This window comes from Lysobacter sp. CA199 (assembly GCF_052078715.1).
GTDB lineage: Bacteria > Pseudomonadota > Gammaproteobacteria > Xanthomonadales > Xanthomonadaceae > Lysobacter.
Genome location: NZ_JBQJIL010000010.1, coordinates 119,465 through 131,824, shown reverse-complemented (window position 1 = coordinate 131,824; position 12,360 = coordinate 119,465). Strand labels below are relative to the sequence as shown.

Below are 12,360 nucleotides of genomic sequence, written 5' to 3'. Positions count from 1 at the left end.
TGATTCAACGTTGCGATGTAAGCGAAAAACGCGGCGAGCGATCGCCGCGTTTTTTGTGGGATGACCTTCAAGGTCTACGATTTGGAGTGGTGATGGCGTGTGGCTGTTTGATCGAAAGGCGTCGGGGCTGAAGCTCCCTCCCACAAAAGACTTCGAAGCGGCGAGGTTTTTTGTGGCAGGGCCTTCGAGGCTGACTGTTTGGGACGGTGATAGCGCCCCGGCTGTCTGAGCGAAAGGCGTCGGGGCTGAAGCTCCGTCCCACAAAAGACTTCGAAGCGGCGAGGTTTTTTGTGGGAGGGCCTTCAAGGCTGACTGTTTGGGGCGGTGATAGCGCCCCGGCTGTTTGAGCGAAAGGCGTCGGGGCTGAAGCTCCCTCCCACAAAAGACTTCGAAGCGTGCGAGGTTTTTTGTGGGAGGGCCTTCGAGGCTGACTGTTTGGGGCGGTGATAGCGCCCCGGCTGTTTGAGCGAAAGTCGTCGGGGCTGAAGCTCCCTCCCGCAAAAGACTTCGAAGCGTGCGAGGTTTTTTGTGGGAGGGAGCTTCAGCCCCGACGCTTTCCGATCAGGTCGCCGCGCCTTGAGGCAATAGCGTCGGGCCCGAAGGCCCCGCCGATCGCCGTGCGCGTATCCGGGGCAACACCATTCGATTCACGGACTCGGCGCGCCAGCCCCGGTCGCCGGCCGCAACTGCGATTCGAAGAACGCATAGATGTCCGACCACAGCAACGCACCTTCGTCCATCGAGGTGGCGAAGTGGCCGCTGCCCGCATCGGTGCGGAACCAGACGGCATCCTGCCTTCGCCCGCGGCGGCCAGGCGAGCGCCGAACTTGCCGCTGTGCCAGCGCACCACGCGCTGATCGTTGAGACCCACGGTCAACATCGTCGCCGGGTAACGCTTGCCGTCGACGATATTCTGGTGAGCATCCATCGCGGCCAATTGCTTGAGCCCCTCGGCAGTGCGCGGATCGCCCAGTTCGGCGATCTGGTTGGCGCCGTTCTTGCCTTCCAGCAGGCGCAGCGTGTCGATCAGGCCGGCGTTGATGACCGCCGCGCCGAACTGCCCAGGCGCGGGCCGGCGCTGATCCGAGCGCCTGAGCGAGGCACGCGTTGCCAAGCCGCCATCCGGACGCATAGACTTCCCGGCACGCGGGTGTAGTTCAATGGTAGAACTGCAGCTTCCCAAGCTGCTAGCGTGGGTTCGATTCCCATCACCCGCTCCACATTCCCAAGCGCCGCCGCGAGCTGCGCTGATCCGATTCGACGATGGCCCGATCCGTGAGGATCGGGCCATTTCGTTAGCGCTTCGTTAGTCCGAACCGGCGCGACCGGAGTTGCTTGAACGCGAGCCGACCGCCGCCGCGTGCCGCGTCACGCAGGGGCTCGCTGCATGCGCGATTTGTGCGCACACTCGCCGCGCCTAAGTTCGGTAAGGACGCACAGGATGAGGCAGGGAAGGCGCGCGCATGGCGTGCTATCGCAGGCTGGGTTGCCCGTGGCGCAGCGCAGGTCTGCTGGGGATGAAGGCATTGAGCGCGTACTCGCCGTGGTCTTGGTGTTCGCGCTGCACGCTGGCTTCGGTTGGTTCGGCGCGCGCTTGCTGGTGCCGTCGTCGCGCGAATCGGAAGTCGACGACGATCCGGTTCTGGTGTGGCTGCCGGCGCGAGTCGAAACCCCGCTAGTGTCCGAGCGGCCACGCGAACCGCTGCGTCCGTTGCCGCGCGAGCGACGCCAGGCTGCGAGATCCGAAGCCGCGCCCGCGATCGTCGCGCCGCAACCCGAAGTCGCGTCGGCCGCGCCGCGCGCGGCGACGGAATCTCCGGCCGAAGGTTTGAGCGCGATCGTCGTCGATCGCTCGCTGCCCGATCCGGCCGCGCCGCCGCTCACTCCGTGGGATGCACCGGTCGGCAAGGCCTTCGCCAGCCGCAAGCCGGTGTTGCCGGGGCAGGGCGCGCAACGCTTCAAGATGCAGCCGCCGAGTTCGATCGCCTCGACCGTGCGGCGGATCGGCCGCATGTTCGGCGGCGGCGGTCCGAACGATTGCGAGGAAACCCGCAAGAACATCCGCGACCTGGCCGTGCTCGGCGCCGAAGCGGTCGCGCAGGAAGTGGAAGAGGAGCGGCGCAACTGCGGCAATTGAGCGCGCGCCGCGCGTTCCTCGCCGCTGCGAATCTGAATCCTTCACGGGCGCTGCGGGCCGCGAACATGCCGCCGGAAAAGCATCGGTCGCGATGTAAAAAAATCATTGTTCCAGGCCGGATACGCACATCGCCGCGGATGCATCGACGCTCGCGCCGTCAGCGAGTTAGACTGCGCGCCCGGTTCCGCGCGGACCGTCGCGTATCGCATCGCCGCCTCGGGCCGGATCGATCCGCGCCCCGCCGCGACTCGATACGTACGGCGGCCGCGAGGTCGCCGTTTTTCGTCGCCACGGCGACGGCCTGGACGGAACCGCGTTCGCGTGGCGCGGTCCAAGGCCGGGTCGCAGCCACGCCATCAGCGGTCGCTACAACGGAGGTGCGATGTCATCCAAGATCCTCCTGGGCTGGCGCGAGCTGGCGGTGCTGCCGGCGCTGGGCATCGTCGCGATCCGCGCCAAGATCGACACCGGCGCGCGCAGTTCGGCGCTGCACGTAGACGCGTATTGGCGCTACATGCAGGATGGCCAGGACTGGGTCGGTTTTCGCCTCAGTCCCGGCGCGGTCGGCGCCGGCGCGATCGAAGCGGCCGCACCGGTGTTCGACGAACGCGAGGTCACCGACTCCGGCGGCCACCGCACCCGGCGCGTGTTCATCCGGACCGTGCTGAGTCTGGCCGGCAGCGAACGCGAAATTGAAATAAACCTGTCGGATCGTCGCGGGATGCGTTTCCCGATGTTGCTGGGCCGCACAGCGGTGGCGCACGCATTCACGATCGACCCCGCGCGCTCGTTCCTGCATGGACGCGCGCGACGACGGACCCACCGCAGCTGAGCCGGCGCGCAGCGATCCCGCGCGTCGCCACCTTCCACTTTCCAGCCGACCGCCCTCATGAAGCTCGCGATCCTGTCGCGCAACACCAAGCTCTACTCGACACGCCGGCTGGTGGAGGCCGCGCGCGAACACGGCCACAGCGTGCGCGTGCTCGATCCGCTGCGCTGCTACATGCGCATCGCCTCCGACGGTTTCCAGATGCACTACAAGGGCCGCGAAATCGCCGGTTATCAAGCGGTGATTCCGCGCATCGGCGCATCGGTCACCCGTTACGGCTCGGCGGTGCTGCGCCAGTTCGAGCTGATGAACACCTACACGCCGAACACCTCCGACGCGATCTTGCGCGCGCGCGACAAGCTGCGCAGCCATCAGTTGCTGGCCGCCGACGGCATCGGTTTGCCGGCGACGGTGTTCGGCGACAACCCCGACGACACCGCCGACCTGTTGTCGATGCTCGGCCCGCCGCCGCACGTGATCAAGCTCAACGAAGGCACCCAGGGCGCCGGGGTGATGCTGACCGAGAAGCTGTCCGCGTCGAAGGGCGTGATCGAGGCGCTGCGCGGGCTGTACGCGAATTTCCTGGTGCAGGAGTTCGTCGCCGAAGCCAAGGGCGCGGACCTGCGCTGCTTCGTGGTCGGCGGCCGGGTGGTGGCGGCGATGAAGCGCCAGGCCCCCAAGGGCGATTTCCGTTCCAACCTGCACCGCGGCGGCACCGCCAAAGGCGTGCGCGCCAGCGCCGCCGAGCAGGAGGTCGCCGTCCACGCCGCCCAGGTGCTGGGCCTGGGCGTGGCCGGCGTGGACCTGATCCGCTCGGCCCGCGGCCCCCTGGTCCTGGAGGTCAACGCCTCGCCGGGCCTGGAGGGCATCGAGGAGGCCAGCGGAGTGGACGTGGCCGGGGAAATCATCGATTACGTGGCCGGCCGGGTGAAGCAAAAACCGGCGCGTCGGACCGCCGCGAGACGCTGAACGGGGCCCTCGACGGGGTCCGGGCTTGCCCGATTTCCGGCAAATGGCAAGCCGGGCAGGTCATCTGCCGGCGACCCGCCGAACGGCAGGTTCCCGGCGCGGAAGGGCTGGGCCGGTCGTATCGCAATTTCCAGTTGCTGTTAACTTTTATTTAACATCGTTTTTAACGACGGTTTAATCGAAATCCGCGTAGCGTTACCCGGACCGAAGCACTGTCGATCTTCCAAGTCACGCTCCTCGTCAGAACGTTATGGATAGGGATCTGGTGGAACGCAGGTTACGGTAATCGGGGCAATACCCTTTTGGCCCAGGCGCGGTGGCCCCGCGTCTGGGCCCTTGTTTTTGAGGGGTTTGCGCCGTTTCCGGCGATCGCCGTCGCGGCCGGGCGCGAATCGGGCCGCGGGTGCGCGGCCGGCCCGGGACCAGGCGGCGCCGAAGCGATGCGACACTGCTCGCAGGCCTGGATAAGCCGTTCGCGGCGCCCATGACTTCACCCATGACTTCCGGCCTATTCGCCGGCGCGCGCGTTGAACGCCGCTTATCCGAACTTCCCACTTCCCGTTCATTTTACAAACGCTCTGGCAGAATCCTCCGCTTGCCGCCGTTGCGCTCTCGCGCAGCGGCCCGATGGAACCCAGGCGCGCGATCGCGGTCGAACGCCCACCTAATGGGATGAGCACATGCGCATACTCGTGATCGAAGACAACCAGGACATCGCCGCCAATCTCGGCGATTTTCTCGAGGACCGAGGCCACACGGTGGATTTCGCCGCCGACGGCATCACCGGCCTGCATCTGGCGGTCGTGCACGACTTCGACGCCATCGTGCTGGATCTGAACCTGCCCGGCCTCGACGGCCTGGAGGTCTGCCGCAAGCTGCGCAACGAAGCGCGCAAGCAGACGCCGGTGCTGATGCTGACCGCGCGCGACAGCCTCGACAACAAGCTGGCCGGATTCGATTCCGGCGCCGACGATTACCTGATCAAGCCGTTCGCGCTGCAGGAAGTGGAAGTGCGGCTCAACGCGCTGTCGCGTCGCGGCCGCGGCGTGCAGACCCGCGTGCTCAACGCCGCCGATCTGGAATACAACCTCGATACGCTGGAAGTGCGGCGCCAGGGCAAGCTGCTGCAGCTCAACCCGACCGCGCTGAAGATTCTGCAGGCGCTGATGGAAGCCTCGCCGGCGGTGGTCACGCGCCAGGAACTGGAAACCCGCGTGTGGGGCGAGGAACTGCCCGACTCCGACAGTCTGCGCGTGCACATCCACGGTTTGCGCGCGGTGGTCGACAAGCCTTTCGATACGCCGCTGATCCAGACCCGTCACGGCATCGGCTATCGCATCGCAGCGCCCGAAAACGGTTGATCGCGTGGCCTCAGGGGACCCGTCCGCATCGCGGCTGAGAAAGAAGAAGCGCTTCCGCCGGCGGTTGCGCAGCCGCATCATCCTGTCCTTCGTATTGTTGGGCTTCGGCCTGACCGCGATGTTCGCCTTCGCCACCAACTGGACCCGCACGCGGGTGGAAAACCAGTTGGTCGAGGACGTGATGAACCGCAACATCGACAAGGCCGCGCGCCAGTTCGAAGTGGACCAGAGCAATCCGCAGTTCGCTTTCGATCAGGTGCGCGCCTTCGTCTACACGCCGGACAAGTTCGAATCGGTGCGGATCAACCGGCCGGAGTGGTACGGCCTGAAGGACGGCATCGTCGGCATGAACGGCATCGGCGAGGACGGCAAGCCGTTCGCCTACAAGCTGGCCGTGCGCAAGACGCCGGGCGCGTGGTTCTTCCTCGCCTACGAGATGACCCCCTCGGCGCGCAGCGAAGCGCAATTCAACCGTGCGCTGTATCTGTCGGTGCTGGTGTTCACCCTGTTCTCGTTGCTGGTGGGTTTGTGGGCGGCGTCGCGGGTGATGAGCCCGGTGTCGGAGCTGGCCCTGCGGATCAAGCGTTCCGGCCGCAGCGCGCAGGCCGAGGCCTTGGCCTCGCACTTCCCCGATGACGAAGTGGGCCAGTTGGCCGAGGCCCTCGACGATTACGCCGAACGGTTGACCGACGTGGTCCAGCGCGATCGCGAATTCAACGCCGACGTCAGCCATGAGCTGCGCACGCCGCTGGCGGTGATCAAGGGCGCGGTCGAGCTGCTGCTGTCGCGGCCGGAGCTGGAAGACAAGACTCGCAACCGGTTGTTGCGTATCCAGCGCGCCGAACAGCAGTGCACCGACCTGATCAGCGCCTTGTTGTTGCTCTCGCGCAACGAGCGCGGCCATGGCTCGACCGACATCGCCAAACTCTCGGAACAATTGCTCGACGCGCATCGCGCGCAGCTGGGCAACAAGAACCTGGCCCTGCGCGTGCAGGGCGAGCGCGGCCTGACGGTGGACGCGCCGGAAGCCGCGGTGGCGGTGGCGCTGGGCAATCTGATCGGTAATGCGGTCAAGTACACCACCGAAGGCGAGGTGGTGGTGCGGCTGCATCCGAATTACGTGGAAGTGATCGATTCCGGCCCCGGCCTGAGCGCGGAGGATGCGGCCAAGCTGTTCGAACGCGGCTACCGCGGCACCCATGCCGGGCATTCGCAGGGCGGCGGCATCGGCTTGTCGATCGTGCGCCGGCTGTGCGAGCTGTACGGCTGGGATGTGCGGGTGAAGCCTGGCGAGGAGCGCGGCGTGGTGGCGACGCTGACGTTCTCGCAGGTGTCGGCGTAGCAGGCTGGAGCCGTCGTCGGTGGACGCTTTCCTGGCTCCGCCCCTGCGGGGTCGGAGCGGCCATGGTCCTGGTTCTGGCGGGATGTAAACGTCCTTCACGTATATTCTTCCCGCCGAAAACCCCCTCGCTTCCGAACCATACAAAAAAAATCCCCTCTTCCGAAAAAGAGGGGACTCGTTTTGGACGCATCGCGGTGCTTACTTGACCGGTTCGAGCCAGCCGTACTTGTCGGTGGTCTTGCCGTTGAACAGACCGAAGAACATCTCCTGGATGCGTTCGGTCACCGCGCCGCGGCGGCCGGTGCCGACCTGACGACCGTCGACCGAACGGATCGGGGTGATCTCGGCGGCGGTGCCGCACATGAACAGCTCATCGCACAGATACAGGTACTCGCGCGGCAGATCGCGTTCGACCACTTCGATGCCGGCGTCGCGCGCCAGGGTAATGATGGTGTTGCGGGTCAGGCCGTTGAGCAGCGCCGCGCTCACCGGCGTGGTGTGCAGCGTGCCGTTGAAGACCAGGAACAGGTTTTCGCCCGCGCCTTCCGACAACAGGCCGGTGGAGGCCAGCGCGATGCCTTCGCCGAAGCCCAGGCGACGCGCTTCGCGCGCGACCAGCTGGCCCGACAGGTAATTGCCGCCGGCCTTGGCGCCGGCCGGAATGGTGTTGGGCGCGAAACGCTGCCAGCTCGATACGCAGGCGTCGATGCCTTCTTCGAGCACGCTGGCGCCCAGGTACTGGCCCATCTTCCAGGTCGCCACGGCGACGTCGGTCGGCGTATCGGCCGACAAACCGAAACCGCCCAAACCGCGGTAGGCGACCGGACGCAGATAGTCGGTGGTGTTGCCGTTGGCCTTGATCACTTCATGGCAGGCGTCGTTGATCTGCGCGAGCGAATACGGAATGCCCATGTCGTAGATCTTGGCCGAGGCGAACAGACGCGTGTTGTGGTCGTTCAAGCGGAAGATGATCGGGCCGCTCGGCGTGTCGTAGGTGCGAATGCCCTCGAATACGGACGAGCCGTAATGCAACGCGTGCGACATGACGTGGGTGGTCGCTTCGGCCCAGCGCTTGATCGCACCGTTGTGCCAGATCCATTCGGGGTATTGCATCGTCGGCTTCCATGGTCGGGTGGGGAAACCGCTATTGTGCCCTGCGCGATGGCTCCGTCCCAATCCGCACGGAAGCGGTGAGCTTGCGGTGCCCGTCGGTTGGGCCTGTTCAGCCTTTAATCCACCAGCAGCCGAAATGCCGGGTCAGGCCGAACACGGTGCGCGAAGGCGTGATGCCGTTGCCCAGGGTTTGCTCCAGCCGCAGCGCGACCGGGGCGCGCCGATGCGCTACCGGCGCGGGTGTGGGCGTGGGTGCGGCCGCAGCAGCAGGTGCGGCGTCCTCCGCCTCTGCCTGCGCCTCCATGCCGGCGGGGCGGCCCAGGCCGGTGGCGGGCGCGGGCGGTGTGGTCGGCGGCAGCGGTGCGAGCGCGGCGTTCGGCGCGGCCGGCGGCAGCGTGGTCCAGGCGCCGGGCGCGGGTTCGACGGCTGGCGCGGCGGCCGGCAACACCGGCGCGATATCGAGCAGCGGACGCTGGGCGATCGCGTCCAGACGCTCGATCACCGAGTAGGCCTGATCGTCGGACATGCCGGCCCAGTGATAGACCGCGGCGAGTTTGTTGCCGTCGCGCGCGTCGATGGCGTTGGTGATCTGGCCGACCAGATCGCGCAGGTTGCGCGCGCAACCGCCGGTGTAGGGCGGCTTCTGAGTCTGCGCGGCGCCGCGCGGCAGGCGGTCGACGCCACCGACCTGGGCGCAGTCGCGATCGGTATAGACCGAGTTGCCGCGCGCATCGGTGCAGCGCCGGATCTGCGCCTGGGCGGCGGCGGGATGCAAGGCGGCCGCGGTCAACGCGAGCGGCGGCAGCAGGGACAGGCAGAGTCGGACGAGCGAAGGCATCGGCGAAGACTAGCGCCGAGGATCGGTCGTGGACAGTGCGGAAGGTGCGGATTTGCGCTTAGGTGTGGCCGGGTGAGCGGCGAGGGTCGTGGGCTGATCGGTTTTTGGCGCGGGTGTGTTGTTGAAGTCTATGGCGATCTGAAAGAAAAGCGTCGGGCCTGAAGGCCCTCCCACAATAGACTTCGCGACTTCGAGGTTTTTTGTGGGAGGGCCTTCAGGCCCGACGCTTTCCTATCAGTTCTTGCGAAAGCATCCGCTCATACGAACACCAAAACGAACTCGCCACCGCGATCGCGGTGGCGAGCAGGGTTCGGCGATATCGCGCCCGACGCGGCCACCGCAGCCGCGTCGGGTGCAATCGCGACTGTTAGCGGAAAGCTCCCACCGTCGCCGCGCGTTCGTTCAACACGCGCGCATTGTTGCTCTTGGCCGCGGTACCCATCGGCGCACCGTTGTAGGTGACGTTGGGGTTGGACCAGTAGTTCAGGCGCGGACAGTTGCTGCCGCAGTTGTAGGCCATGATGGTGCGCCAGGCGTTGCCCGGACCCCAGTAGCCGTGGCCGTACGGATACGTGGTGTTGTTGCCGTTGCTGGGATCGTGGTGCGCGCCGAAGTTATGGCCGATCTCATGGGCGAAGCTGTAGTAACCGGTCATGCAGCTGGCGCCGACCACGCTGAAGGCGCTGGCGGCGTTCGAGTTCAGATAGCCCAGGCCGCAGTACGCCGGATCGGTGATGACCAGGACGTTGACGTCGGCCGTGATCGAGTTGCGGGTGGCGTGATAGTTGTCCAGATAACCGTCGGTGGTGCCGCGGAAGCGGCTCAGGTCGGTGTCGAAGCCGGCGGTGACATAGCTGTTGGTGTAGTTGCCGGCCAGCTGGAATTGCACGTTGACCGCGCTGTTGGCGAAGCTCTGGTTGCTCTCGGTGATCGCCAGATTGGACTTGGTGGTGATGTTGCCGACCGCGTTCGCGGCAGCCTGGGTATACACCACCATGACCCGTACGACGACCGGCGCTTTCTCGTTGGCCGCGGCTTCGTCGAACTTGGGATCGTTGAGGAACGGCACGATCGGCTTGGCGGTGTAGGCCGCGGCCGGGTGATCGGGCGGCATCAGCGCTTCGTCGATCAGGCTGACGGTGTGGCCGCCGTTCTTGAGCGGATCGATGCGATACAGCTTGCCGCCGCTGCGCACGGTGCCGGACATCTGGTCGCCTTGGCGCACGATGGTGGCCGATTCCTCCGGATCGCTGATCAACTCGGCGCCGGTGAATTGGTTGATGCGCTTGAGCTGGGTCTTCGGATCGCCGACCAGGCCCTGCCAGATCACCACACCGTCGGCTTTGCTCTCCGCCTGCAGCTTATGGGCCTTGAGATTGACGCCTGGCGCGAGGTTGAGCAGCAGCTCATCGCGGTCCTGGCTGATCTGCGCGGCGTCGGCGCGGACCAGATCGACCTTGACCGCGGCGCGGTCGGCCTTGACCGCTTTGTAGGCGGTGTCGGTGTTGGCGCTACGCACCACGGCGTTGGCGGGCGAGGAGAACAGCGGGGCCGGTTCGGCGGCCGAGGCGGCGCCGGCGAGGCCGAGCGACAGAGCAATGGCGAAGTTCAGCGGCAGCAATTTATTGCGTGCGGACATGAGACTCACTCTCCTTAGAGGACCGCAGCGCGTCGCGCGCCCGTGGCCTGGGCGCGCGACGGCGGTCGCGAGGGCATCGCTCGTCGCGGCGATGCATCCTGTGAGCAGTGGGCTACCGCGCGGTCTCAGGGCTCAAGACCGAAATTGTCCGAGGGCAAGCCGAAGGTGAGAACTGGCTTAGCAGTTCGTCGTAAGTAGTGGACGAAAGTTACAAATTTTGTGACGAACGGCTTCAGTTCAAATGTACATGAACGGTCTTTTCGCGAGGCTCGGACGGTGCCGCTCAAGCGATTCTGGACAGCACCGTCAAGGTCGGCTTGGCCAGGTTGAGCGTGTAGAAATGCAGGCCCGGCGCGCCGCCCTCGATCAGGCGGCTGCACAACTGCGCGACCACGTCGGCGCCGAATTCGCGGATGCTGTCGGCATCGTCGCCGTAGGCCTGCATGCGCTGGGCGATCCAGCGCGGAATCTCCGCGCCGCACATGTCGGAGAAGCGGCGCAGTTGGCTGAAGTTGGAGATCGGCATGATGCCGGGCACGATCGGGATATCGATGCCGGCGGCGCGCACGTCGTCGACGAAACGGAAGTAGGCGTCGGGGTTGTAGAAGTATTGGGTGATCGCGCCGTTCGCGCCGGCGCGGACCTTGCGCTTGAAATTCTCCAGATCCGAATGCGCGTCGCGCGCCTGCGGATGGGTTTCCGGGTAGGCCGCGACTTCGATATGGAAGTGGTCGTCGGTTTCGGCGCGGATGAATTCGACCAGTTCGTTGGCGTAGCGCAGATCGCCGGCGCTGGCCATGCCCGAGGGCAGGTCGCCGCGCAAGGTGACCAGGCGCCGGCAGCCGATCTCGCGATAGAGCTGCAGCAGTTCGCGGATCTCGCTGCGGGTGCCGCCGACGCAGGACAAATGCGGCGCGGCGTCGAGCTTGTGCTTGGTGCGCAGCCGGCGAATGGTCTCGGGCGTGTAGCTCAAGGTCGAGCCGCCGGCGCCGAAGGTGCAGGAGACATAGTTGGGCGAATAGGACTTGAGCTTGGCCGCGGTCTTGTCGAGCTGGCTGCGCTGGTCGTCGGTCTTGGGCGGGTAGAACTCGAAGCTGATGGGCAGCATGGGCGGGGCCGCGGCGGTGGTGAGGCGATAATATCTCTTTATCGCGATGAATTAAAATACCCGGCGACGCGGCCGAAGGCGGCCGATTCGCGGCTCCTGCGCCGGGCCGCGGGGGCGGGCTTCGGGCCGCGCCGACGGCATGGCTGCGCAACCGCCGCGACTGGGTTATAGATGCGCGGTCTTCCCCAACTCGCGTATCCATGCACGAACACGTCCTCGATAATCCGATCTGGCAATCGCTGCGCAGCCGTCATCGCGATCTGGCGATGGAACACGACGACGCGGCGCGTTATCCGGCGCCGATCGCGCCGTTCCTGGGCGTACGCGAACACGGCGCGGCGATGGACACGGCCTTGCGAACCCTGGTCCCGGATGGCGACACGGCTTTGCTGCTCGGCCGTGCGCCGAGCGTCGGTCCGCAGTGGGAACTGCGCCACATGACCGATCTGGCGCAGATGATCTGTCCCGAGCCGGTCGCGGCCGTCGACACCGCCGATATCGTCGAACTCGGCCCCGACCGGCGCGAGGAGGTGCTGGCGCTGACCGCGCTGGTCTACCCGCATTATTTCCGCGCGCGCACCATGGACCTGGGCCGTTACTTCGGCATCTGCCAGGACGGACGACTGGCGGCGATGGCCGGCGAGCGCATGGGCACGCACGACTACACCGAACTCAGCGCGATCTGCACGCATCCCGATTTTCTCGGACGCGGCTACGCGCGCCGGCTGCTGATCTTTCTGTCCAACGATAACCACGCCCGTGGCCGGGTTCCGTTCCTGCACGTGAGCCACGAGAATCCGCGCGCGGTGGAACTGTACGAGCGCAACGGCTATCGGTTGCGCCGGGACATCGCGTTCTGGTCGCTGCGCCGCGCCGGCGATTAGGTTCCGGGCCGGCGTCGCGATCGGCGGCGTCAGCGCGCCGTTCCTCTCGATACGGCGCCGCTCGCGATCGTCCGCGGCCGCTCGTCATTTATCCGCCGGCGGCCCGCCCGCGGCCGGGCAAGGTGGGTTCACCACCCAGG

The 12,360-nt window shown here is 66.2% G+C and carries 11 protein-coding genes and 1 tRNA gene; 7 read left to right on the top strand and 5 right to left on the bottom strand.

Going from position 1 to position 12,360, the window contains the following annotated elements; all coding sequences use genetic code 11:
- Positions 1-541 precede the first annotated feature (541 nt).
- Positions 542-1,114, bottom strand: a complete 573-nt coding sequence (locus ACTOWJ_RS19135; RefSeq protein WP_441336213.1) for a prolyl oligopeptidase family serine peptidase — start codon at positions 1,112-1,114, stop codon at positions 542-544.
- A 32-nt stretch (positions 1,115-1,146) separates the two neighbouring features.
- Here ACTOWJ_RS19135 and ACTOWJ_RS19130 point away from each other — a divergent pair.
- The 6 genes from ACTOWJ_RS19130 to ACTOWJ_RS19105 all read left to right on the top strand — a co-directional run bounded on the left by ACTOWJ_RS19130 (position 1,147) and on the right by ACTOWJ_RS19105 (position 6,638).
- Positions 1,147-1,220, top strand: a tRNA-Gly gene (locus ACTOWJ_RS19130).
- A gap of 221 nt (positions 1,221-1,441) precedes the next feature.
- Complete coding sequence (locus ACTOWJ_RS19125) at positions 1,442-2,137, top strand: hypothetical protein (RefSeq protein ID WP_441336212.1); 696 nt, start codon at positions 1,442-1,444, stop codon at positions 2,135-2,137.
- Between the two features lie 382 nt (positions 2,138-2,519).
- Positions 2,520-2,969, top strand: a complete 450-nt coding sequence (locus ACTOWJ_RS19120) for an ATP-dependent zinc protease family protein (RefSeq protein ID WP_441336211.1) — start codon at positions 2,520-2,522, stop codon at positions 2,967-2,969.
- 57 nt (positions 2,970-3,026) lie between these two features.
- Positions 3,027-3,935, top strand: a complete 909-nt coding sequence (gene rimK / locus ACTOWJ_RS19115) for a 30S ribosomal protein S6--L-glutamate ligase (protein WP_441336210.1) — start codon at positions 3,027-3,029, stop codon at positions 3,933-3,935.
- A gap of 680 nt (positions 3,936-4,615) precedes the next feature.
- Complete coding sequence (locus ACTOWJ_RS19110) at positions 4,616-5,296, top strand: response regulator transcription factor (RefSeq protein WP_056179494.1); 681 nt, start codon at positions 4,616-4,618, stop codon at positions 5,294-5,296.
- Between the two features lie 4 nt (positions 5,297-5,300).
- A complete protein-coding gene (locus ACTOWJ_RS19105; RefSeq protein WP_441336209.1) occupies positions 5,301-6,638 on the top strand; it encodes a sensor histidine kinase in 1,338 nt (445 codons plus the stop codon).
- A gap of 198 nt (positions 6,639-6,836) precedes the next feature.
- Here the strand turns inward: ACTOWJ_RS19105 and ACTOWJ_RS19100 are convergent, their stop codons facing one another.
- From ACTOWJ_RS19100 to metF, 4 genes are all read right to left on the bottom strand, one after another.
- Entirely contained in the window at positions 6,837-7,751 is a 915-nt protein-coding gene (locus ACTOWJ_RS19100) for a branched-chain amino acid transaminase (protein WP_441336208.1), read from the bottom strand.
- A gap of 109 nt (positions 7,752-7,860) precedes the next feature.
- Entirely contained in the window at positions 7,861-8,589 is a 729-nt protein-coding gene (locus tag ACTOWJ_RS19095; RefSeq protein ID WP_441336207.1) for a hypothetical protein, read from the bottom strand.
- A 367-nt stretch (positions 8,590-8,956) separates the two neighbouring features.
- Positions 8,957-10,228: a M12 family metallo-peptidase gene (locus ACTOWJ_RS19090; protein WP_441336206.1), complete on the bottom strand. Its 1,272-nt coding sequence runs from the start codon at positions 10,226-10,228 to the stop codon at positions 8,957-8,959.
- A 283-nt stretch (positions 10,229-10,511) separates the two neighbouring features.
- Entirely contained in the window at positions 10,512-11,336 is an 825-nt protein-coding gene (metF, locus tag ACTOWJ_RS19085) for a methylenetetrahydrofolate reductase [NAD(P)H] (protein ID WP_441336205.1), read from the bottom strand.
- Between the two features lie 200 nt (positions 11,337-11,536).
- Between metF and ACTOWJ_RS19080 the strand changes: the two genes are divergently transcribed.
- Positions 11,537-12,220, top strand: coding sequence for a GNAT family N-acetyltransferase (locus ACTOWJ_RS19080; RefSeq protein ID WP_441336204.1), 684 nt, complete (start codon positions 11,537-11,539; stop codon positions 12,218-12,220).
- Positions 12,221-12,360: the final 140 nt, after the last annotated feature.

What these genes read in the sequence shown, in the direction of transcription:
- ACTOWJ_RS19120 (WP_441336211.1), top strand. Translation starts at nt 2,520, where the DNA reads ATGTCATCCAAGATCCTCCTGGGCTGGCGCGAGCTGGCGGTGCTGCCG.
- ACTOWJ_RS19125 (WP_441336212.1), top strand. Translation starts at nt 1,442, where the DNA reads ATGAGGCAGGGAAGGCGCGCGCATGGCGTGCTATCGCAGGCTGGGTTG.
- ACTOWJ_RS19095 (WP_441336207.1), bottom strand. Translation starts at nt 8,589, where the DNA reads ATGCCTTCGCTCGTCCGACTCTGCCTGTCCCTGCTGCCGCCGCTCGCG.
- ACTOWJ_RS19080 (WP_441336204.1), top strand. Translation starts at nt 11,537, where the DNA reads ATGCACGAACACGTCCTCGATAATCCGATCTGGCAATCGCTGCGCAGC.
- ACTOWJ_RS19110 (WP_056179494.1), top strand. Translation starts at nt 4,616, where the DNA reads ATGCGCATACTCGTGATCGAAGACAACCAGGACATCGCCGCCAATCTC.
- metF (WP_441336205.1), bottom strand. Translation starts at nt 11,336, where the DNA reads ATGCTGCCCATCAGCTTCGAGTTCTACCCGCCCAAGACCGACGACCAG.
- ACTOWJ_RS19090 (WP_441336206.1), bottom strand. Translation starts at nt 10,228, where the DNA reads ATGTCCGCACGCAATAAATTGCTGCCGCTGAACTTCGCCATTGCTCTG.
- ACTOWJ_RS19100 (WP_441336208.1), bottom strand. Translation starts at nt 7,751, where the DNA reads ATGCAATACCCCGAATGGATCTGGCACAACGGTGCGATCAAGCGCTGG.
- rimK (WP_441336210.1), top strand. Translation starts at nt 3,027, where the DNA reads ATGAAGCTCGCGATCCTGTCGCGCAACACCAAGCTCTACTCGACACGC.